Below are 24,326 nucleotides of genomic sequence, written 5' to 3'. Positions count from 1 at the left end.
AAAGCTAATTTAGAGCTTTTTTAAGATTTAAAATTATGGTACAAACCATTTAGAACGTTACCTTTGCAAACTGTAAGAAAAATTGTTTGTGATTAAGGATATTATTATAGCTGTTTTGTGGAGTATTTCCCCTTTTGGTGAAGCTAAGGTTGGGATTCCTTATGGTATGCTTAGTGGATTAAATATCTATTTGGTATTTGTTTTATGTTTTTTATCTAATGTATTGGTGTTTCCTCTAATGATGTTTTTTTTGGAAAGGATGAATACCTATTTACTAAGATGGACATTTTATAAAAAAGCTGCGATATATGTAGCACGAAGAGCAAAGTTAGGATCAGGGAGTAAAATTCAAAAACACGGGTTTTGGGGACTTCTTTTATTTGTTATGATTCCAATTCCTGGTACAGGTGTGTATGCAGGAAGTATTGCTACATATTTATTTAAGGTTAAAAAACGAAAAGCTTTTATCGCGAATAGCGTGGGTATATTTTTCTCTTCTGTTATTGTGTGGGTAACCACATTACTCACTATGAAAGGAATCTCCTAAACCATTATGTTATAATCATACGATCTTCATTTTATAGTATAGTTCTAATAGATTCATATTGAGTTTTCTAAAACTGATAAAAATCAGTAATAAGAATTAAAAAATATAGTAACATTGATGCTTAAATGCATCTATGGAAGTCTCAAATGATATTGTTTTACGTCCCCGGTTTTTTCAGGATTTAGATATACCATCAGAAAAAGCGCTTGAAGCTTTTGAAAAAACGAGTGAGACTTGTCAGGATTTTAAAGTAAGCCGGATAGACCATCATGTTTTTATACGTATTCCTAAAAAAGAACAACACTTCTGGTCACCACAACTTCATCTCGAGATTTATGAAGTTGATGAAAACCAACCAAAACTTAAAGGGCTTTTTGGTCCCAGTCCTACGGTATGGACACTTTTTATGTTTCTGCATTTTGTAGTAGCAACATTATTTATAGGTGCTCTGGTCTGGATGTATGTAAACATACGCCTGGATAAATCGTATTTATTTTCTATACTTACTATGTTTTTCCTTCTCATTACCTGGTTTGTACTCTACTTTGCTGGTCGTTTGGGAAGACAAGCTGGTAAAAAGGAAATGCAAAAGCTATATTCCTTCATGAAGAGCACTTTAAATTCTGTGGCATGATATATGTTATGTTAAAAATAGCAGCCCTATTAAGTCAAATTTTAAAATAATAACAAATCAATATTGTTAGAGTTTTGAAAACAGCTTATGAAATTATAAATTTGAACACCTAAAATAATTTGCCATGATCTACAGAATAAACATACAGAACCTAAAGAAAATAGTACTTATGCTAGTGATGTCTTGCTTTTTTATGCAAGTAAATGCACAAAATGAGCTTGTTTCTATTCAACCTATTAGTGATCAGGAGTTTGAGGTAAGAAGTCTTAATGGTATTCCTTTTACGATAGTTCTGGAGGAAAGTAACAATGATGGACAATTTCATTTAGGGATTAATAATAGTCTTACTTTTAAGACTGGGGATATGATCGGTAAAAGAAGTACACTTAGGATTGTATTTGAAGATGAATTATATCACTCTTTAGAGAATAAATTGATTAAGCAATACCAAACAGATTTGCAATGGATCGAAAACTTACTCGGGGTTAAAGAAGGAGAATTTAAAAAACTGCCTTCTCGTCCTGTCTTTACCGATAATGGTTTAGAGAAACTAAAAGGGACAGTATTTGAATATGTTAACACCGATCAAAAAGAAGAAGATTTCTATAAATGGATAGAAAAAATAAACTATTCTGTTGGCGCAGTGAAATACTTTAGAGATTTATATGCTGCATCTAATGGTGAAAATAATGAGCAAAGACGTCATTTTTTACCAATTAATATATACGATGCACTTCAGTAAAATAGATAGAATAATCATACTTATCTAAAAGGCAAAAAAAATCGATACTTTATGCAAATAGAGTATCGATTTTTTTTGCCTTTTAGTGAACTCTACATCAATCCAAAAGGAGAAATTTGGTTAGAAAGCGAAATAGGAAAGGGCACCACATTCTATTTTATGATTAGTAAATAGATAATCTATTAAAAAAGTGGATCATATCCAGGCCATTTGTAGGTAAAATAGTATTACAAACCATCGCGATTTCCTTTAATCAAACACATGACATCTATTAAGATATTTTTAACAAAAAGGAGAGGTGTTAACTTCATAAGTACTCAAGACCCACTTGTTATAGTGGGAGGGGGGTACTTATATAAGTACCCTATCCGATGGTTGATGTCGAGTAGGGGTACTTAGTGTAGTGGGGGTATTATAGTGAATACCTCGCTTGGGGTACTTCAAATGTAGGTCAGGGGTACTTCAAACAGAGGTGGTACCTGTGTTAAACAGAAGTGTGCCCTATGTTAAACACAAGAGTTGCTTGTCTTTGTACTGGGGGGAGGGTACTTCTGAAGTAGGGAGGGGGTACTTCGTAAGTACCCTTCCGAGAATCAAAATGTGTTAATTTTTTAACAAATAAGATGTGTTTACAGTTAGATATGATCTAGAAAAGTAAAATCAGAAAGGAAAGAAATGATTATAACCATTTCTTTTCTTTCATTTTATCAAATAAGAAACTTATATCAGCCTCAGACCCCATAGTTACTCGTGCCCAATTCGATTTCGTTGGCCAACCACCAGCAAGTAAAATTTTGTTTTTCAACATAAGCTCTTTGTAAGCTTTAAAGTTTTTAACATCAAAATAGACGAAGTTGGCTTCACTGCGAATGTAATTGAAGCCAAGTTTTTCAAGTTCATTGTAAAATGCATTTCGTGTATCGATATTGTTATTCTTTGATGTTTTTAAGAAGACATCATCTTTTAATGCAGTAATTGCAGATGCAACGCTAAGTGAATTAGGCATGTTACCAGGAAATCCTAAAGTGAATTTTTTCTCCATTTCTGCTATAAGTGATTCTGGCCCCAGCATAAAACCAATTCGTAAACCCGCCAAACCGTATATCTTAGAGAAAGTACGAGTAACAAGAACATTTTTTCCTTCTGCAATGAGAGGTGCCATTGATTTGTTTCGCCAGGAATTCATAAAATGAATATACGCCTCATCAACAAGTACGGTAGTCTTATCAGACACAAGCCTGCAAAACGATTTTAATTTTTCGGTTTCTATGACAGTCCCTGTTGGGTTATTAGGATTGCAGAGTGTTAAAAGACTAGTTTCAGAACTAATTCTGGATTCCATTTCTGTTAAATTCATTTTGAAATCTGAATCTACTTCAACCGGTGTGACTTTTGCTCCAATCTTTCTGGCAAAAAGTCCAATTACATCAAATGTTGGACTGGGAACAATTATTTGTTCTCCTTTACTTCCAAAATGAGTTGCTGTCCATATTAAAGGTTCAAAAGATCCATGACCCAGTAGCACATTCTCGGGCTTCAATCCTTCTTCCTTTGCTATCAATTGTTTTAAGGCTTTTGCATCATATTCATGAAAAGTTGAGTATCGATTGCTACGAAATATAACTTCCTTAATTATATTTTCTACACTTTTACTCGGACCAAGATGGTTTTCATTGTAAAGTAATCTTCTTATATCACTTTTGTTAGTATTGTAATCTTTTCTATAATGATTTCCGTTATTTTCAGAAAAAGCATTCAGGGGAAATAGACTTAAACCTGCAGATGTTGCCAAAGAGTTTTTTAACCATTGTCTTCTATTTATTGTATCCATAATTTTAAAGTTTTTTCTAAATCAACTAAAAATTAGGCGTACTGTCTATCGAATTCATGAATCCAATAGAGATTTAATAGTAAATATTAAGAAACTATTCTGGTAATATTTTTTAATCGGTATTCAGATGGTGTAGATTTTGTAAATGACTTGAACGCTACATTAAAGGATGAAAGACTGTTGAAACCTGAATCTAAAGCAATAGCTAAAATTTTTGTATCCGGATGACTGGTACTTAGGAACTCTTTTGCCTTTTTTATTCTATATTCATTAATGAAACTTGAAAAATTCTTGTTGGCGTGTTTATTGATTATCATAGAAATATCTCTAGAAGATAAATTAAGTCTGGAAGATAAAGATGCTAATTTTAAATTAGGATCTAAATAAAGATTTTCTTCCTCGATTAATTTTCTTATCCGGTTTAAATGAACCTCACCATCTTCTATGGTAATATTAGAATTAAGATATTTTTCTTTATAGTTATTATCAAATATTCCTTTTCTATCAAAAGCTAAAAACAGGATGATAAACATTAGAATTGAGAATGCAACTATACCAGCAGAGTAGACAGGGATTAACTTAATAAATATTAAAGTATAAACTATCCACACTAGACAAAGAGCCAAAACCAATAGAATATACCATTCTCTTACTTTTTTGTCAATTGTAATTTGTCGTTTCTGAGAGATAAACAAACTTGCTATTACATAAGAAAATGAATGCACTAAAATGAAACTATAACTCAATTTCCAAAAAACACTATTAATTTCATTTGGGATACTATTGCAAAAAATTACATAAATAGAACTAGGGATAAAATGAAATAGTACAAACTTCAGTTGAGTCTTTGTTTTTATAAAGAGTGAACGCCCATAAATATATAATAAAGGACCTACTGCTAAATTAGCTGCTAGCCCTAGATTCTTAATAAAAACAGGAAGTTCTATATAATTATAGAAAACAGATTTGGTAATCCTTAACGTTAGGACGATAAGTAATACTCCTAATATTGTGTTCTGAACTTTTTTAAGTCTAAGTAAATAAATTCCAAAGAATAAACTTATTCCAAGTCCAATACCACTTATAATTGCTATTAATAATTTGATTATCATTTTTTTCAAAAACTATCCATAAAGATAAACTTATCAAACTGCAAAATTGAATTTCACTGTTGTTTTTTACCTTTTGTTAACTATCTGTAATAAACATAGTTCTTTTGAAGGATAGGGACTTTCCTAACATAGTTATAATACTTCGGAAGGTTCAAACCTGAAGAATTTCATCTCTACTTTATTTTATAAAAGTCAGACAAACGAAAACCTACTTCCCGATACAGAAATTAGCAAAGATGTTTCCGAGTAAGTCATCACTGGTAATTTCTCCTGTAATTTCTCCAAAATGATATAACGCCTGGCGAATATCTATAGCCATTAGATCTCCAGAAAGCCCGGTATCTAATCCATATTGTACTTTCTGTATTTCTTCTAAGGCTTTTAATAAGGCATCATAGTGACGAGAATTAGTAACAATAGTCTCATTACTACGTAAAGCGCCGGTGTTTACATATTCAAGAAGTTTATTTTGTAAGGCCTCGACACCCGTATTTTGTTTTGCAGAAAGCAAATGGATATTTTCGATTTCAGATGTTAGCGTCAAAATTTGATCATTATCAAGCTTATCTACTTTATTAGCAACAATAATTAATGGTTTTTGCGGGTACTTATTTTTTATTTTTCCTATTTCGGTTTTTAGCTCCTGTAAACTATCAGCAGTCAATAGTGAACTATCTACCAAATAGATAACTACCTGTGCTTGTTCAATTTTTTCAAACGTCTTTTGGATGCCTATACTTTCTACAACATCTTTGGTTTCCCGTATCCCGGCAGTGTCTATAAACCTAAAACCGATTCCACCAATAGTAATTTCATCTTCTATAGTATCACGAGTTGTTCCTGCGATATCCGATACGATAGCTCTTTCTTCGTTTAGTAATGCATTAAGCAACGTAGATTTTCCAACGTTAGGCTCTCCGACAATAGCTACCGGAATTCCGTTTTTGATAACATTACCCACTGCAAAAGAATCAATAAGGCGTTTTAATACATTTGTAATTCTGGCGATTAGATCTTTAAACTGAGTACGATCTGCAAATTCTACATCTTCTTCGGCAAAATCTAACTCTAGCTCTATCAAAGAAGCAAAATTAAGGAGTTCATCTCTCAGTTTTTGAATTTCATTAGAAAAACCACCCCGCATTTGTTGCATTGCAATTTGATGAGAAGCTTCAGAATCAGATGCAATAAGATCGGCTACAGCTTCGGCTTGAGAAAGATCTAGTTTCCCATTAATAAATGCACGTAGTGTAAACTCTCCGGCATTAGCCATTCTACATCCTTTCCGTAGTAATAATTGAATAATCTCTTGTTGTATGTATACAGAACCGTGGCAAGAAATCTCTATAGTAGGCTCCCCGGTATACGAATTAGTGCCTTTAAAAATAGAGACCAAAACTTCATCAAGCATTCTGTTTTCATCAACAATATGTCCCAGGTGGATGGTATGACTTTTTTGAGCACTTAATTCTTTTCCGCTAACAGATCGAAATAAAGGAGAGCAGATCGTAATAGCTTCTTTTCCAGAGATTCGAATGACCGCTATAGCCCCGGCTCCTGATGGGGTTGCTAATGCTACTATGGTATCTTGTGCGATCATATATTTTATCTATAAAAAAGCAAAAATAGGTATTAATACATGTATTTTAAATTTTGATAGCCAAACTTTTTTGAGGAGTTGTTTTTCTTTTCTAACTTGCAGTAGGAAGAAGAAAAAATACTTCAGTATTAACCAACTTATTTCCTTCGGAAAAAAAAGAATAAGAGAAAATCGCTGGTTTTTGATTGATTAAAAATTAGATGACCAGTTAGTGGAATACAATTTTGTAGCAATTAAAAGTGCTACAAGAGTTTTTGTACTAACTAAATTTAATATCTAACCTAACATTTTAATCTTATTCCTATGAATTCAAACATCACAAACTCAGTTCACACTAATTATCGGTACTCGATACATCGAATATGTATGCTATTATGCATCATTTTTATGTTGATACCCTATATTAATTTTGCTCAGGATGAGCTGCCACGACATTATACAGCGTATAATATGAAAATAAAACCTGATGGCAATCAAAGTAAAAGTAACTCACAAATTATTACAGAAACTATATCAGAAAAAGGAGCTACGTGGTTACGTTTGTTCTTTAAAGATGTAAACCTTGGAAACAAGAGTACACTAACCATTACATCGGCGTTAGACGGGGCTACACAAACACTAACATCAACGACTATTAAAGAGTGGAAGAATACCACAGCATATTTTAATGGTGATAAAATAATTCTAAAACTAACTGTAGCACCAGGAGAAGCAGCTATAGGTTTTACTATTCATGAAGTAGGAGTTGGTGAAAATGATCCGGGATCAAAATCTCAATGTGGTTCGACTGATGATAGAGTTGATTCTACTGATAATGCAATCGGACGAATAGTACCTATTGGTTGTACAGGTTGGATTATTACTAATGGTAGATTGGTTACTGCAGGGCATTGCGTAGGGAGCAGAGCGCAACTTATAGAATTTAATGTGCCTAAATCTAATCCAGATCGTACCATTGTACACCCAGGGCCAGAAGATCAGTATCCAATAGGTAATTTTGTTACCAATTATGTTAGAGGGAGACCCGAAACAGACTGGGCAGTATTTACGGCAAGCGCAAATTCGCAAACAGGTCAAACACCTATACAGGCACAGGGTAAATCATTTAATGTAGTGCAAAGTACTCCCGGAAATAATATAACCATAACGGGATTTGGTACAGATACAGGTGTTGATAACCAAACACAGCAAACCCATACAGGACCATTATCATCTGTTAATAATACATTTGTTAGATATAGAACAGATACAACAGGAGGAAACTCAGGAAGTCCTATTATTGACACCGCAACAGGAAATGCAGTTGGAGTTCATGCCTATGGAGGATGTTTTGGGTCTGGAGGTTCTAACTTTGGAGAAAGAGCTACAATACCTGCTTTTTGGAATGCAATGGGGTTAGGAGGGATCTCACAAACTGGTCCATTTTATATTCAAAGCCCTGATGTGGGTAGAAGATTGCAAGCCACTGCAACTGTTCTAAGACACAGGCCTACTACAAATGCTGGTAATTGGGTGCAATGGTATAAAATTGATGCAGGTAATAATAGATATTACTTAAAAAATAAAAAAAATAGTAAGTATATTCAGAGAACTTCTAGTAACGCACTAAATATGGTTACTAACCAAAGTAACGCTACTAAATTCTTTACAACCAATGTAAGCAATGGTTTTGGTAACATAAGAGTAGATGGCTCTAACCAAAATATTAGAAGAAACAATAGAAACGGACAGAATAATGACATAAGCTGTTCTACTGTAACTACAGTAGGTAGCTTTACTAAATGGAAGTTTATAAATGTTAGTTCTTCAATAATAGCAGAATCTGGGCAATCAGAAGCTGCTGAAAATACTAATACTTTCGGTATGTATCCTAACCCAACGAATGATATTGTTACTCTAAAAGGAATTTCTGACGGATCTAGTATAAGTATTTATTCACTTGCTGGTCAAAAAATTAAAGAAATTGTTTCTACTGGTACAAATCTAGATATCAATGTTAGCAAATTAAGCAGAGGTATCTATATGGTTAGAATAGTAGATTCTAATGAAATAGTTAGATCACAAAAATTAGTCATTAAGTAAACAAAAGAATAATAGACTAATCAATAAAACAAACAATAGATATTAAATTTAGTTTTTAAAGTAAAGCATCTCAGAATCTTTTCTGGGATGCTTTTATGATAATATATCTTATTAGATAGCTCCTGATAGGATTGCTGATGCTACTATGGTATCTTATGCGATCATATATTTTATCTATAAAAAAGCAAAAATAGATATTAATACATGTATTTTAAATTTTGATTGCCAAACTTTTTTGAGGAGTTGATTTTCTTTTCTATCTTGTAGCAGGAAGAAGAAGAAATACTTCAGTATTAACCAACTTATTTCCTTCGGAAAAAAAAAGAATAGGAAAAAACCACTGGTTTTTGATTAATTAAAAATTAGATGACCAGTTAGTGGAATACAATTTTGTGGCAATTAAAGGTGCTGCAAGAGTTTTTGTACTAACTAAATTTAATGTCTAACCTAATAATTTTTTTAATCTTATTCTTATGAACTCAAACAACACAAACTCAATTCACATTTACAGGTATCCTGTACATCGAACATGTATGCTGTTATGCATCATTTTTATGTTGATACCCTATATTAATTTTGCTCAGGATGAGCTGCCACGACATTATACAAAGTATAATATGGAGATAAAACCTGATGGCAATCAGAGCAAAAATAGTTCACAAATTGTTACAGAAACCATATCAGAAAAAGGAGCTACTTGGTTACGTTTATTTCTTAAAGATGTAAATCTTGGAAATAAGAGTACACTAACCATTACATCGGCGTTAGACGGGGCTACGCAAACATTAACATCAAAGACCATCAAGGAGTGGAAGAATAGCACAGCTTATTTTAATGGTGATAGAATAATTCTAAAACTAACTGTAGCGCCGGGAGAATCAGCTATAGGTTTTACTATTCATGAAGTAGGAGTTGGTGAAAATGATCCGGGATCAAAATCTCAATGTGGTTCGACTGATGATAGAGTTGATTCTACTGATAATGCAATCGGACGAATAGTACCTATTGGTTGTACAGGTTGGATTATCACGAATGGTAGATTGGTTACTGCAGGGCATTGCGTAGGGAGCAGAGCGCAACTTATAGAATTTAATGTGCCTAAATCTAATCCAGATCGTACCATTGTACACCCAGGGCCAGAAGATCAGTATCCAATAGGTAATTTTGTTACCAATTATGTTAGAGGGAGACCCGAAACAGACTGGGCAGTATTTACGGCAAGCGCAAATTCGCAAACAGGTCAAACACCTATACAGGCACAGGGTAAATCATTTAATGTAGTACAAAGCGCTCCCGGAAATAATATAACTATAACGGGATTTGGTACAGATACTGGTATTGATAATCAAACGCAGCAAACACATACTGGGCCATTATCATCTGTTGATAATACGTTTGTAAGATATAGAACAGATACGACCGGAGGAAACTCTGGAAGTCCTATAATAGATGCTGCAACAGGAAATGCAGTTGGGGTTCATGCCTATGGTGGATGCTCGGGATCGGGAGGTTCTAACTTTGGAGAAAGAGCAACCATACCCGATTTTTGGGATGCTATGGGACTAGATGGAAACCCACCACCAACCGATGAATGTACAGGTGATATTGCTTCTTTCCCTTATAGTGAAAGTTTTGAAGGTAATATAGGAGATTGGAAACAAGCTAGCGGAGATGATTTAGATTGGACTGTAAATTCTAATGGTACTCCTTCTACTGGTACCGGACCAAGTGGTGCTGTAGATGGCAATTCATATATTTATGTAGAAGCATCTGGAAACGGAACAGGATTCCCTTCTAAAAGAGCGATCTTAAATTCCCCTTGTTTAAATTTTACAAGTCTTACAACGCCTAAACTAAGTTTTCAATATCATATGATAGGTAACGCAGTAGGAACATTGACTGTAGAAGCCAGAACAAATAATACAGGAAGTTGGTCTAGTGTGTTTACCAAAACAGGAGCACAGGGAACAGATTGGAATGCGGCAGATATAGACCTCTCTGCGTATGCCGGTAATGCAAGCGTACAGTTAAGATTAAATGTAGTGACAGGAAGCAGTTGGCAAGGAGATATTACTATCGATGCATTAAATATATCTAATGGTACAGTAACACCTCCTGTATGTACGGCTTTAGATTTTAATGATTTTACAATCACAGCATTCTCTAATCAGGATACTGCAGGTAATTTCTCAATCCAAAACGGGGGAGCTGCACTTTCTTTACAAAATAATACATGGAAATATATTGCTATGAATTATACAGTAACTGCTAATACGGTAATAGAATTTGATTTTAGCAGTACTTCTGAAGGAGAAATTCACGCAGTTGGTTTTGAAAATGATAATGCATTAACCTCTACCAGATATTTTAAAGTTCATGGTACTCAAAATTATGGAGTAACTAACTTTGATGATTATTCTAGTGGTACAAAAAAGTATGTCATTCCGGTAGGGAATTTCTATACTGGTAGTATGGATAGATTGGTTTTTATAAATGATAATGATGCTGGTAGTGGTAATACCTCTGTTTTTAGTAATGTGAAAATATATGAAGGTTCTTGTGGGCGATCAGCAACTTCAGAAAGTTTAATAGCTCAGTTAGAATCAGTTTCACCAATTATCGGAGACGAGAATGAAGGTGATCTTGCAGGATTAAGTATCAAGCCAAACCCTGCAAAAGATATCTTTTCGTTACATCTAAGCCAATATATAAAAGGAAATGTAACTGCAACCATTTATACGATTCTGGGGAGTAAAAAAGCTAGAATAAGTATGCAACCAGGTATCAATACAATTTCGGCCCGAAGCCTATCGTTGGGAAGAGGAATTTATCTGATTAAAATTGATAGTAGTACTGGGGAATCTGCTACCAAGAAACTAATCGTGAATTAACATCTTACATAGAAGACATTAAATTTAGTAATTAGTAAACACCTCGGCTTTGTGTCGAGGTGTTTTTTTAGTTAAAATATATCGTATTAGATGTATTATTGTAACAAATTCCTATTTTTCAATCATATACATTGCTAATGCTATATTTAAGCAAATCATTGTGAAAAAAATAGAATTGGGTATGGTGGTTATAAAACTTATTGAACTTAAGTTTCTACATAATTTTTTAATAAATCTTAAACTTTGCTTTTTCCTTTATTTCTTTCAGGTTAGATATTTCTTCATTTCCACGACTAATTATCACTCTTTTTAAATTTGGTAATTTTAAAAGAGTCAAAGGGATTTTACCAGAAATTTTGTTAGTATTAAGGTCAATTTCTTTTAACTCTTTATTGTTTCCCAGGTTTTTAGGAAATACATTAATTAGAGAATTGGATATCCTAAAATATTTCAGATTTTTAAGTTTAAATATTGAAGCAGGAACATCTTTTAAGCTAGTGTACTCTATAGATAAATGAGTGATATTTGCCAAGTTATCTAAACCTTCTATAGATTTTAATTTATTGCCAGAGATAAATAGCTTAGTAAGTTTTTCAGATGTATTAGCCTTAAAACTAATGAATTCATCTGTATAAAGATAAATAAGTATAGATGACAAATCCGACATGCCAGAAATGTCTAATTGGTTGTTTTTTATACCCGATAAGGAAAGATCAAGTTTTTTTAACTTTTTAAGTTTATCTATACCAGAAAATGTACCTATCAATTGTGGACTGCGAATGCGAAGGGCTTTAAGATTTGTCAAATTAAATAAATTAGTGGGTAGCTTACTGAATTTACCATATAAATTTAAATCAATAAGAGCCGTTAATTCAGATAATCCTTCAGGAATCGAATTCAATTCACTAGAGTATACTTTGAGCTTTTTAAGTTTTTTTAAGTTCTTGATACTTTCTGGTAAGGCTATTAAATCATTTGTTAGCGAAACGGGATCGAGTATAAGTGACTCCAGGTTTGATAAATTTCCGATTTCCTCAGGAATACTTTTTAGAGCAAAAGAACCTACATGCAGAGATTTTAAACTTTTTAATTGACAAATTTCCTTGGGTAGAGTTTCAAGGGAATGAGAATTATCGATATGTAACGATTCTAGCTTTTTAAGATTTTCAATTTCTTTAGGTATTTTTTCAAATTTTCTACCTCTGATTTTTAATCGTTTAAGATTAGTGGCTAAACCTATAGCAGGAGGAAGAGAGTTCGTTGTAGCTTTAACTCCAAAACCCAAAATAGTTAAACTCTCAAGAGAATTATGTAGAAGAAGTTTAAAATCAACATCACTTAAGTGCTCATACCCACTAACTCTTATTATTTGATATTGATTAATATCTGTGGGTAATTTTTTTGATGCTTTAAGATTAATTGTAATGCTTTTAGCTATTTTTTCTTTTTCCTTTGGTGGAGTAACTTCTTCAACAATAAGTTGACCATAAGATTGGAAGAAAGATATTATAAATACCAATGTAAATAATCGCATTGAGATAAAATTTTAGACGAGTTAAAAGTTTTCTAAAATAGCAATAAATTATGCTATTTTAAAAGAAAAAATTATAAACACAAGATTTTAAGCTGCTAATATCTAGGTCTTTCTTCATGAAAACGTCTTTGTCTTAGTGATAGGTAAAATACATGTTTTTATATATACACTGTAACAAATTGCTATTTTTATCGTCATATAAATATAGATTGCTAATATTTTTAGCAATTTCATCAATCATCAACCAAAAACGTAGAAATCATGAGACAGGACAGATCATTATTAGTTATTACCCATTTATCACAATTATTAGACCTTATCACAGGGTTTGGAGGATTTATAGTACCTCTAATATTATGGTTAACCCAGAGAGAAAGAGTTTCTGCTATGGATGAACATGGAAAATCAATTATGAATTTTCAGATAAGTATGTTTATTTATGCAATCGTATGTGTTCCTTTAATATTATTATTTGGACTGGGATTATTAGGTTTAGCCCTTATTGCACTATTATGCTTTATATTTCCTATTATTAATGCAATAAAAGCAAATAATGGAGAAGAACCCTCATATCCGTTATCTATGCAGATTATAAAATAAAATGTTAAACTTTTATATAACCATCATTGTGTAAAACAATGGTGGTTTTTTTGTTGATTATGAAAAGATTATACTTGATTTCTATTTGATTTTTGTTAAAAAAAACACCTGTTTCATGTATTCATGGCTTGTTATGCGTAACTCTTCCTAATATGAATAGATATATAATCGTTATCTTAGTAGAAGGGAAAACAAAAGAGTAAGAGAAGGAGTTCATGAGAATATGGGATATACATATAAGAGTAATTGCTATTATGTTACTTCTAAGTAATGTAGGTTTTAGCCAAAAAAACACCACCACAGATAGCTCTATATATGATATTGAAAAAACAATTTCCGGTTTAATAAAGAATGATAGTATTATAGAAGCCAGAATCTTATTAGATAGTGCTTTTAATATACGTCAAGATACTACTGACAATAATTTCTTGGTAATGTATCATTATAATTATGGAGTACTTTTTAACAGCTCTGGAAAATTTAGTGAAGCTCTGAAATACTTGACAAGAGCGCAAAAGTATTCGGATAAAACACCAGATAAATTATACAAAACAAGAATTTCTACTATGAAGCTGAGAATTTATAGAGAAATTAATATGTATAAAGAACTGGATAGTTTATATGCAAAAAACATTTCCGAAAATAAAAAAAACGGTAATCTAGCTATTTTTTTAAATTATAACGATTATGCAATTAGTTGCATGAATAGAAAGCAGTATAAAAAAGTAATTCATACTACACGCAAGGCTATCTCAGAACTTGATGAAGTAGACTTTAGTAATAGGAGTCAACGTATTACTAATTCTGTGAATAAAGGAGTTCGTAATGAGCTTAAATTATATTTGGCCTTAGCTCTTATCGAAGAAAAAAAAGAATACGAGAAATCTTATCAGTTACTCAATGAAACAGGAAGAGATTCCCTCTTTTTTGTAAAAAGAGAACGGGATGAATATTTGAGACTTATAAAGCAATATAAAGCACGTTATTTTTATGAGTATGATAAGAATATGGATTCGGTATCTTATTATCAATCTTTATCAAATAAATACCATGAGATCTATATAAGGAAATTAAGAGAACGTGCTTCTAATGCTGATATATTCATTTATGAAATTGCTAAAAATAAAAACGATTTCGAGAAGCTTTCTATTATCAATGAGAAAAATATTCAGATTCAAAAAAGTTATTTTCAAATCAGTTTTTTAATTGGATTTTTGTTGTTGTTGGCAATTATTTTTAGCATCTATGTATATAGGTCTAACCGCCATAAGAATAGAATTAATGAGGAATTGAAAGAAAAAAATGCTGAGTTGTTAGCTGTTGATGAGGAACGTAATCAATTTTTTTCTATGATAAGCCATGAATTGAGAACGCCTATCTATACAATACAGGGATTGGTAGAAATTATAGAAAACACAAAAAACCAAAAACAGAGGGAAGAATTTCTAAATACACTAAAGTTTTCGAATAATCATTTATCAGGACTGGTAAATAATGCTCTAGAATATTCTAAGTTCCGTCTGGGAAATGTTAGACTAAATAAAGATGCTTTTTCCTTAGATGAAATGCTAACGAATATTTGTAATTCGTTTTCGTATCAATCACATAAGAGTAATACAGAATTGCATATCAATATAGCAGAAAATGTAGAAACAAATGTTTTAGGAGATCGTTTAAGACTTTCTCAAATTTTTATTAATCTTATTTCTAATGCTATTAAGTTTACTACAAATGGAAATATCTGGATAGAGGTTACACAGGTTACAAGTTTCGAAAATATGATCAGGCATCGCTTTGTAGTGAAAGATGATGGGATCGGAATTAAAAAAGAATTGATATCAGATGTGTTTGATGGATTTAAAGGAATACACCATATAGATAAACACAAAGGAGGCTCGGGCTTAGGATTGTATATAGTAAAACGGTTTATAGAAGATTTATATAAATCCTCAATAGTCGTAGAATCTGAAGAAGGTAAAGGAACTTCATTTTCTTTTGAGATTGAAATGGAACGAAATCTAAAAAATACAAAGGTACCGATTGTAAATGATGAAGATTATAATAATGTATTAGAAGGATATAATATGTTGGTTGTAGATGATAATACAATTAACCTAATGATTACAAAAAAGATTCTAGAAAGCGCAGGAGCAGCATGTACAACTGTGGATAATGGTTTTGATGCAATACTATTAATACAAAAAAATGACTATGATGTGGTGTTTATGGATATTCATATGCCAGAACAAGATGGTTTTGAAACGACTCAAAAAGTAAGAAGTTTTAATAAAAACGTTATCATTATGGCATTAACAGCTGTTGATTTAGAAAAGGTAATTGCAAAGGTTCATGAATCTGGGATGAATGGTATTGTTACTAAACCTTATAAACGAAGTGATTTGTTTCAAAAAATCTTGTCCTTTTCTCTAAAGAAAGACTAAAAAATGAGCTTCCTAAATACTATAAGAAAGCTCATTAATTAAAAACAGTTTAGATCTTTATTATTTTTTAATGTTGATTAATTCTAAAATCAGGATAAGCATCCATGCCGTGCTCGTGATTGTCTAATCCGTCAATTTCTTCTTTTTCCGATACTCGGATTCCTATAGTTTTTTTAAGTATGAATATGATAACAAAAGCAGTTGTTGAACAAAAAGCTCCTACAATAAGAACGCCAAGCCCTTGAACCAAGAATTGATCAAATCCAGCTTTCGACCCAAAAAATCCTACAGCCATAGTTCCCCAGATACCACAGATTAAATGAACAGCTATTGCACCTACAGGGTCGTCTAGTTTAAATTTATCTACCAGTGCTACACCAAATACGATGATTATACCTGCACATAAACCAATAATTACAGCTTCATTCGGAGACATGAGATCAGCTCCGGCTGTTATCCCTACCAATCCCCCTAGAATACCATTTAGAAACATGGTAAGATCATAGTTTTTATGTAAGACAGTAGAAAGTACAAATGCTCCAACACCACCTGCTGCTGCTGCAAGGCAGGTAGTTACTAATACTAATGAGGTGCCGGCAGGATCTGCAGAGAGTACAGACCCACCATTAAAACCAAACCATCCTAACCAAAGAATGAGTACGCCAGCTGCAGCTATAGGTATATTGTGCCCGGGAATCGCTTGTGGTTTTCCTTCAGAATTAAACTTTCCAATTCTTGCACCTAATAAGATAATCGCTACCATAGCAGCCCACCCGCCAACAGAATGTACAAGCGTAGAGCCTGCAAAGTCATAAAAACCTTCAGCTTCACCAATTTTTAAAGTAGATAAAAATCCGCTTCCCCATTGCCAGGACCCTACTATAGGGTATACTAAACCTACATAGAGTATAGTAAATATCATAAATGCTTCTAACTTAATACGTTCTGCTACAGCACCAGAAACTATAGTAGCAGCAGTTGCGGCAAACATTCCCTGAAATAAGAAATCTGTCCACCAGGTGTACCCTCCGCTGGCATATTCTGGGGTCATTCCATTTTCGGGAGCAGAAATACCAAATCCCGCAAATTTTAAAAAACCAACGTCCCCATCCTCGAATCCTGGATACATAAGATTAAAACCACCGATGTAGTATAATAATAAACCTATACAGATGATAAATACGTTTTTGAATAATATATTAATTGTGTTTTTTTGACGAGTTAATCCTATTTCTAAAAAGGAAAACCCTAAGTGCATGAAAAATACAAGTGCTGTACACACCATCATCCATACATTGTTTGTGGTTAAAAGTTCCATAGTTTAATTACTATTAAAATTGTTTTTAGTTTTTGATTGGTTAATTTTTATGAGCAGTGAGACCTATTAGTTTAATGTTTCACCACCCTTTTCCGAAGTACGAATTCTATAGGCCTCTTTGATGTCGGAAACAAAGATTTTTCCGTCACCAACTTCTCCGGTTTTTGCAGCTTCTAGAATTGCAGAGATTGCAACTTCTTCAAAATCATCATTTACAACAATAGATAAATACCTTCTTTGGATATCTGTAGTACTATAAGAAATTCCTCTATAGACACTTCCTTTTTGTTCATGTCCAACTCCAGTTACATCCCAATACGAGAAAAACATAACACCTTTGTTGTGTAAAGCCTCTTTTACAACCCGGTATTTTGATCTCCTGATAATTGCTTCTATTTTCTTCATAAAGAATAAAAAGTTAAAATTAATATTGAATTACATTCAAAAGTATATTTTTTTAAAATATACTGTCAAATAAATAGGGTATATGTGTTTATTTTTATCATTTTATGTTTTTTAACCCTATCAAAATTGGGGTTAAATATTTTTTTGTGTAAAAAAATAATAATTTAATACTAGAGGTATTCAAAATATTATCGAAAACGTTTTCGTTAAAATTGGCTGATAATCAATTGTCTGTGATTTGTTTTTAATTCTTGATTTATTTAGGTTTTTTATCAAAAAACGCATTGTCAAATTCATAATTTGAAGCTCTTATTTTGTGATTATTTTATTCTGGAAGGTCTTTTTTTATGTAGCTCAGAAAAGTGATTGCGAAAGCAGTTTTTTTCTTCCTCTATACTTAATGATTTGTTAATTTCATCTGCTTGAAACACTTTTAGATCAGAAAATATGATGAAGAAACAAGGAATGTATCTACCAGAATTTGAGCATGACGCATGTGGTGCAGGATTCATTTGTAGCTTAGAAGGAAAGAAATCAAACGACATTATTCATAAAGCATTAGAGATTCTTGAAAAACTAGAACATCGAGGTGCTGTAAGTGCAGATGGAAAGACAGGAGATGGAGCAGGGATTCTAATTGATATACCACATGATTTTTTTACCGAGCATTGTGATTTTAATTTACCAGCTGCCGGAGAATATGCAGTAAGTAATGTTTTCTTGCCTAAGAAAGAAAATCAAAGACAGTTTTGTATAGATACCTTCGAAAAAAATATTATTGATCAAGGACTTACTTTATTGGGATGGAGAGATGTTCCTGTGGATCATATTCATATTGGTGAGATTGCAGCAACGACAGAGCCATTTATAAAACAAATATTTATTGGTAAAGAAAATGAAGATCAAAGTTATTTTGACTTTAATTTAAAACTATTTATAGCGAGAAAAGTAACAGAGCATACTATATATAAATCTAAATTATCAGAAAGCAAGTTTTTCTATCTGCCTAGTTTGTCTACAAAAACCTTGATATTTAAAGGTTTATTGATGCCAGAAGATATTAAGTTGTATTATAAAGATTTATTGAATCCAAAAGTAGTCACACGATTGGCTTTGGTACATCAACGCTTCTCGACCAATACATTCCCAACCTGGGATCTAGCACAACCTTTTCGATATATGTGTCATAATGGAGAGATTAATACTTTAAGAGGGAATGTAACCAGAATGCGATCTAGAGAAGAGTTATTAGAGAGCAACTGGTTTGGTGAGGATATCAAAAAAATACTTCCGGTGATATTAAAAGGTAAATCAGATTCGGCTTCAATGGATATGGTTGTAGAGCTGTTATTAATGACAGGAAGATCATTACCAGAAGTAATGATGATGATGGTACCAGAAGCCTGGGAGAAAAATCCTGAAATGTCTGAGGCTAAGAAAGCATTTTATGAATATAATTCTTGTTCTATGGAGCCATGGGATGGCCCAGCTTCAATTCCTTTTACAGATGGTAATTATATAGGAGCAGTGTTAGATAGAAATGGATTAAGACCTTCTCGTTATAGTGTAACCAAAGACGGTTATGTAATCATGTCTTCAGAAACGGGAGTGGTGGATATTAAACCAAATAATATCGAATATCACGGAAGGCTCGAACCTGGAAAAATGTTCTTGGTTAATATGGATGAAGGTAGAATTGTAAATGATGAAGAAATTAAAGAAGAAATTGCAGCAAAACACCCCTATCGAGAGTGGTTGGATGATAATCTGGTACATTTAAAAGATATACCTTATAATGATTGTCCTTTGTTTTTAGGCGAAGAAACAGTTGCCAAACGAAAAGAAATATTTGGATATACTCAAGAAGATATAGACACTATTATTTCTCCTATGGGGCAATTAGGAAAAGAACCCATTGGTTCTATGGGATCTGATACGCCAATTGCAATACTTTCTAAGCGTCCGCAATTGATCTATAACTATTTTAAACAATTATTCGCACAGGTGACAAATCCACCATTAGATGGTATTCGCGAAGAATTGATTACTGATATTAGTTTAACGCTGGGGTCTGATTATAATATATTTGATATTAATGAGAAGCATTGTAATAAACTAAAGATCCAAAACCCCGTAATATCAAAAGAAGATCTGGATAAGATCAAAACCTACACAGGTAAAGGGTTTAAATCTACTTCTGTATCGATGTTGTACAACATTAATAGAGGGTTAAATGGTCTTGAAGATGCATTAGAAATAATGCTCAAAAATGTATCAGAAGCTATTGACGAAGGAACAAATATCATTATACTTTCTGATAGAAATGTAAGTAAACACAGAGCGCCAATTCCTGCGTTATTAGCATGTTCTTATGTTAATAGTGGATTACAAAAGTTAGGAAAACGATCCAAAATCAGTACTATTATTGAATCTGCAGAACCAAGAGAAGTACATCACTTTGCTTTGTTGTTTGGGTATGGAGCTAGTGCCATTAATCCATATATGGTAAATGAGATTATAGGAGAAGAAATTAAAGAAAATAATATTTCGGGACTCACTTTTGAAGATGCCATATATAACTATAATAAAGCAGTAGGTAAAGGAGTATTGAAAGTGATGAATAAAATCGGGATTTCTACCTTAAACTCTTACAGAAGTTCTCAACTGTTCGAATGTATAGGTATTCATACCAAAGTTGTTGATCAGTATTTTCCAAATACCGCCACACGTATAGAAGGAATAGGGTTATATGAAATCGAAAAAGAAATATCCAAGCGTCATAAAAGAGCTTATATAGGGCAAGAAGTAGATGCTAATTTAAGCTTAGAGATAGGAGGGCAGTACCGATGGAGACGTAATGGAGAAAAACATCAGTTTAACCCTTTATCAGTAGCGAAACTACAAAAATCGGTTAGAGATAATGATCCTGAAACCTATGCAGAATATGCCAAATTAATCAACGAACAATCAAAAGCTCTGATGACCATTAGAGGAATGCTGGAGTTTTCTAATTATGACCCTATTTCGATAGATGAGGTAGAACCATGGACAGAGATCGTAAAACGTTTTAAAACGGGAGCCATGTCATATGGGTCTATTAGTCAAGAGGCACATGAAAACCTTGCTGTAGCAATGAACCGTATCGGAGGGAAAAGTAACTCTGGAGAAGGAGGAGAAAATCCACTTCGCTTCTATAAAGATGTAAATGGTGATTGGAAAAACAGTGCAATTAAGCAAGTGGCTTCTGGTCGATTCGGAGTATCTTCAAACTATTTAACGAATGCTGCCGAGATTCAAATAAAAATGGCTCAGGGAGCCAAACCGGGAGAAGGAGGGCAATTACCAGGACCAAAAGTAAATCCCGAAATAGCCAAAACCCGTAATTCTACACCTTATGTAGGATTAATTTCACCACCACCACATCATGATATTTATTCTATCGAAGATTTATCACAGTTAATTTATGATCTAAAATCTGCAAATAGGAACGCCAGGATAAATGTAAAACTAGTGTCAGAAGTTGGTGTAGGAACTGTTGCAGCAGGAGTGGCTAAAGCAAAGGCAGATGTAGTGCTAATTTCTGGATTTGACGGAGGTACCGGAGCATCACCATTAACATCGTTAAAACATGCCGGACTTCCATGGGAACTTGGTATTGCAGAAGCACAGCAAACATTGGTGGGTAATAACCTGCGTAGTCGTATTGTACTAGAGTGTGATGGACAGTTAAAAACTGGTCGGGATGTTGCGATAGCGTGCCTTTTGGGGGCAGAAGAATTTGGTTTTGCAACAGCGCCTCTGGTAGCATCAGGATGTGTAATGATGCGTGTATGTCACTTAAATACCTGCCCGGTTGGTATTGCCACACAAAACCCAGAACTACGTAAAAAATTTAAAGGAAAACCAGAACATGTCGTAAATTATATGTATTTCGTAGCTCAGGAGTTGCGAGAGATTATGGCACAACTAGGGTTTCGTACTATCAACGAAATGATAGGGCAAGTGAGTAAGTTAAATCATAAAAAAGCCATTGATCATTATAAAGCTGCAGGGGTAGATCTTACACCAATTCTTCATCAAGTAGAAACACCTTCAGGAGTAGATATCTATAATACCGAAAGTCAGGATCATGGTTTAGAGAAATCTATAGATTTTGAAATTATAGAACAAGCACATCCAGCACTCTTTCGTAAAGAAAAAACAGCATTAGATTTTGATATTTGTAATACCGATCGAGCAGTAGGCGCTATCTTAAGCAATGAAATATCAAAAATATATGGCGCACAAGGATTGCCCGATAATACCTTGAAATTAAACTTTACAGGGGCAGCCGGACAAAGTTTCGGAGCATTTGCTACCAAAGGATTGACTATGGTGGTTAATGGGAATACCAATGATTATCTCGGAAAAGGGCTTTCGGGAGCAAAACTTATTATTAAAGTACCCGAAGAAGCTACGATAATTCCCGAAAATAATGTGATTACAGGTAATGTAACTCTATATGGAGCTACAGCGGGAGAAGTATATATTAATGGTAAAGCAGGAGAGCGATTTTGTGTACGTAACTCTGGAGCAAAAGCTGTAGTTGAAGGCATTGGCGATCATGGATGTGAGTATATGACTGGGGGTATTGCAGTGATTCTGGGAGAAGTAGGAAGGAATTTTGGAGCCGGGATGTCTGGTGGAATAGCGTATATCTATGATGAGAAAAAGACATTTGAAGCACATTGCAATAAAGAAGCGCTAAACCTGGATCTCGTGGTAGAGAAAAAAGATATTGAAGAGTTAAAAACACTAATCGAGAATCATTACAATACTACCTTAAGTCCTTTGGCTCAAAGAATTTTGGAAAATTGGGGAAGTGAATTACCAAAGTTTATCAAAATCTTCCCTGAAGAATACAAACAAGCATTACAGCGATTAAAAGAAGAAAAATTAGCACAAGTATAAAACGATATTGAACATGGGAAAGATAACTGGATTTTTAGAATTTGAAAGAGAGATAGAAGAGTACCAACCGGTAAAAGATCGTATCAAAGGGTATAAAGAGTTTACCGTGGAAATGCCCGAGGGAAAACTCAAAAATCAAGGAGCACGTTGTATGGATTGTGGGATACCATTTTGTCATAGCGGATGCCCATTAGGTAACCTGATTCCTGACTTTAATGATGCTGTGTATCGTGGTAGATGGAAAAAAGCAGCAGAAATCCTGCATTCAACCAATAATTTCCCTGAGTTTACAGGAAGGTTATGTCCTGCACCATGCGAAGAAGCTTGTGTGTTAGGTATAAATGAAAATCCGGTAACTATTGAGAATATAGAAAAAAATATCGTAGAGCAAGCTTTTGAAAATGATTGGATTAAACCTAATCCTCCAACAGAAAGAACAGGCAAGACCGTGGCTGTAATTGGATCTGGCCCTGCTGGATTAGCCACTGCTCAACAATTAAACCGTGTAGGGCATTTGGTGACCGTTTTTGAAAGAGATGAAAAAGTAGGTGGGCTATTACGTTATGGTATTCCTGATTTTAAGATGGAAAAATATGTGATTGATCGTCGTGTCGCCATTTTAGAAAAAGAAGGTATTGTTTTTAAAACAAATACTCATATTGGAAAAGAGATCAAAGCAGATGAGTTAAAGGCCGATTTTGATGCTGTAGTATTGTGTACAGGAGCTACAGTTCGTCGTAATTTACCAGTTAAGGGAGCTAATCTTAATGGAGTAGTGCAGGCAATGGATTTTTTACCCCAAAATAATAGAAGAGTCGATGGGGTAAAAGATTTAGGAGAGGAAATCCTGGCTACAGAAAAAGATGTGATCGTAATTGGAGGAGGAGATACGGGGTCAGATTGTATTGGTACTTCTGTGCGTCAGGGAGCAACTTCTGTAACTAATTTTGAGATTATGGGCAAAGGAACTATAGAACGTCCTGCGCATCAACCCTGGCCATTTTGGCCAATGCGTTTGCGCACAAGCTCATCTCATCAAGAAGGAGTAGATCGTAATTGGAGTATCTCTACCAAGGAATTTTTGGGGGATAAAAACGGAAATCTAAAAGGTTTAATCACGACCGAAGTAGAATGGGTAAAAGAAAATGGTCGTTTTGCACTAAAAGAAATTCTGGGTACAGATAAAGAATGGAAATGTGAATTAGCGTTGTTGGCTTTGGGATTTACGGGCTCAGAACCTACTATTGCAGAACAATTAGGGGTAGATATGGATGCAAGAACCAATATTAAAGCGAATGAACAAAATTATGCAACCAATGTAAAAGGAGTTTTTGCGGCAGGTGATACTCGTAGAGGGCAATCTTTAATTGTTTGGGCAATTGCAGAAGGTAGGCAAGCTGCATATCATATTGATACCTATTTGATGGGAAGTTCTAATCTGCCACTTAAAGGGGAAGGAGATTTGCCTAGAGTATAAAAAGTATAGGGTGTTTTTTATTTTGCTATAATGAGTGTTGTTAAAAATATCTAATAAGTTAACTTTATTGTTTTTTAACATTATAAATAAAATATTAGCAAGTTTTGTATTGAGATATGGTAATATAATGTAATTTTTAAGTTAAATAATTGTATAATTTTC

The 24,326-nt window shown here is 33.5% G+C and carries 15 protein-coding genes; 9 read left to right on the top strand and 6 right to left on the bottom strand.

The features are described 5' to 3' along the window. Positions 1-88: 88 nt before the first annotated feature. The 3 genes from NNL09_RS23255 (at position 89) to NNL09_RS23245 (ending at position 1,923) form a co-directional block, all read left to right on the top strand. Positions 89-547, top strand: coding sequence for a small multi-drug export protein (locus NNL09_RS23255; RefSeq protein WP_025664235.1), 459 nt, complete (start codon positions 89-91; stop codon positions 545-547). Positions 548-680: 133 nt separating this feature from the next. Further along, positions 681-1,181, top strand: a complete 501-nt coding sequence (locus tag NNL09_RS23250) for a hypothetical protein (RefSeq protein ID WP_025664236.1) — start codon at positions 681-683, stop codon at positions 1,179-1,181. A gap of 124 nt (positions 1,182-1,305) precedes the next feature. Continuing rightward, positions 1,306-1,923 carry a hypothetical protein gene (locus NNL09_RS23245; protein ID WP_196911778.1) on the top strand — a complete coding sequence of 206 codons (618 nt, stop codon included), beginning with the start codon at positions 1,306-1,308 and terminating at the stop codon, positions 1,921-1,923. A gap of 679 nt (positions 1,924-2,602) precedes the next feature. Here NNL09_RS23245 and NNL09_RS23240 read toward each other — a convergent pair. From NNL09_RS23240 to mnmE, 3 genes are all read right to left on the bottom strand, one after another. Then, positions 2,603-3,754 (bottom strand): histidinol-phosphate transaminase, encoded by a 1,152-nt coding sequence (locus NNL09_RS23240; protein WP_196911779.1) that lies wholly within the window; start codon positions 3,752-3,754, stop codon positions 2,603-2,605. An 86-nt stretch (positions 3,755-3,840) separates the two neighbouring features. Continuing rightward, positions 3,841-4,866 carry a helix-turn-helix domain-containing protein gene (locus NNL09_RS23235; RefSeq protein WP_196911780.1) on the bottom strand — a complete coding sequence of 342 codons (1,026 nt, stop codon included), beginning with the start codon at positions 4,864-4,866 and terminating at the stop codon, positions 3,841-3,843. A 208-nt stretch (positions 4,867-5,074) separates the two neighbouring features. After that, entirely contained in the window at positions 5,075-6,466 is a 1,392-nt protein-coding gene (gene mnmE, locus NNL09_RS23230) for a tRNA uridine-5-carboxymethylaminomethyl(34) synthesis GTPase MnmE (protein WP_025664240.1), read from the bottom strand. A 450-nt stretch (positions 6,467-6,916) separates the two neighbouring features. On the opposite strand from mnmE, the gene NNL09_RS23225 reads away from it, so the two are divergent. Both NNL09_RS23225 and NNL09_RS23220 read left to right on the top strand, forming a co-directional pair. Continuing rightward, a complete protein-coding gene (locus tag NNL09_RS23225) occupies positions 6,917-8,548 on the top strand; it encodes a T9SS type A sorting domain-containing protein (RefSeq protein ID WP_196911781.1) in 1,632 nt (543 codons plus the stop codon). Positions 8,549-9,165: 617 nt separating this feature from the next. Continuing rightward, entirely contained in the window at positions 9,166-11,439 is a 2,274-nt protein-coding gene (locus tag NNL09_RS23220) for a trypsin-like peptidase domain-containing protein (RefSeq protein WP_196911782.1), read from the top strand. 226 nt (positions 11,440-11,665) lie between these two features. Here the strand turns inward: NNL09_RS23220 and NNL09_RS23215 are convergent, their stop codons facing one another. Continuing rightward, the gene (locus tag NNL09_RS23215; RefSeq protein ID WP_196911783.1) at positions 11,666-12,973 is read right to left on the bottom strand and encodes a leucine-rich repeat domain-containing protein; all 1,308 of its coding nucleotides are present in this window, start codon (positions 12,971-12,973) and stop codon (positions 11,666-11,668) included. 261 nt (positions 12,974-13,234) lie between these two features. Here NNL09_RS23215 and NNL09_RS23210 point away from each other — a divergent pair, with 261 nt between their 5' ends. Together NNL09_RS23210 and NNL09_RS23205 are read left to right on the top strand one after the other, a co-directional pair. Beyond that, positions 13,235-13,573, top strand: coding sequence for a DUF4870 domain-containing protein (locus tag NNL09_RS23210; protein WP_025664244.1), 339 nt, complete (start codon positions 13,235-13,237; stop codon positions 13,571-13,573). A 215-nt stretch (positions 13,574-13,788) separates the two neighbouring features. Then, a complete protein-coding gene (locus NNL09_RS23205; protein ID WP_196911784.1) occupies positions 13,789-16,014 on the top strand; it encodes an ATP-binding protein in 2,226 nt (741 codons plus the stop codon). 67 nt (positions 16,015-16,081) lie between these two features. Here NNL09_RS23205 and NNL09_RS23200 read toward each other — a convergent pair whose 3' ends face one another. Both NNL09_RS23200 and NNL09_RS23195 read right to left on the bottom strand, forming a co-directional pair. Then, positions 16,082-17,332, bottom strand: a complete 1,251-nt coding sequence (locus tag NNL09_RS23200) for an ammonium transporter (protein ID WP_196911785.1) — start codon at positions 17,330-17,332, stop codon at positions 16,082-16,084. A gap of 66 nt (positions 17,333-17,398) precedes the next feature. Next, positions 17,399-17,737 (bottom strand): P-II family nitrogen regulator, encoded by a 339-nt coding sequence (locus tag NNL09_RS23195; protein WP_025664247.1) that lies wholly within the window; start codon positions 17,735-17,737, stop codon positions 17,399-17,401. A gap of 447 nt (positions 17,738-18,184) precedes the next feature. Between NNL09_RS23195 and gltB the strand changes: the two genes are divergently transcribed. Together gltB and NNL09_RS23185 are read left to right on the top strand one after the other, a co-directional pair. Beyond that, positions 18,185-22,687, top strand: a complete 4,503-nt coding sequence (gene gltB / locus NNL09_RS23190; protein ID WP_231389277.1) for a glutamate synthase large subunit — start codon at positions 18,185-18,187, stop codon at positions 22,685-22,687. A 13-nt stretch (positions 22,688-22,700) separates the two neighbouring features. Next, positions 22,701-24,164, top strand: a complete 1,464-nt coding sequence (locus NNL09_RS23185; protein ID WP_196911786.1) for a glutamate synthase subunit beta — start codon at positions 22,701-22,703, stop codon at positions 24,162-24,164. The last annotated feature ends 162 nt before the right edge of the window (positions 24,165-24,326 follow it).

The organism is Aquimarina sp. EL_43, from assembly GCF_943422735.1.
Lineage (GTDB): Bacteria > Bacteroidota > Bacteroidia > Flavobacteriales > Flavobacteriaceae > Aquimarina > Aquimarina megaterium.
The sequence above is the reverse complement of the archived record's forward strand: the minus strand, read 5'-3'. Positions and strand labels throughout refer to the sequence as shown.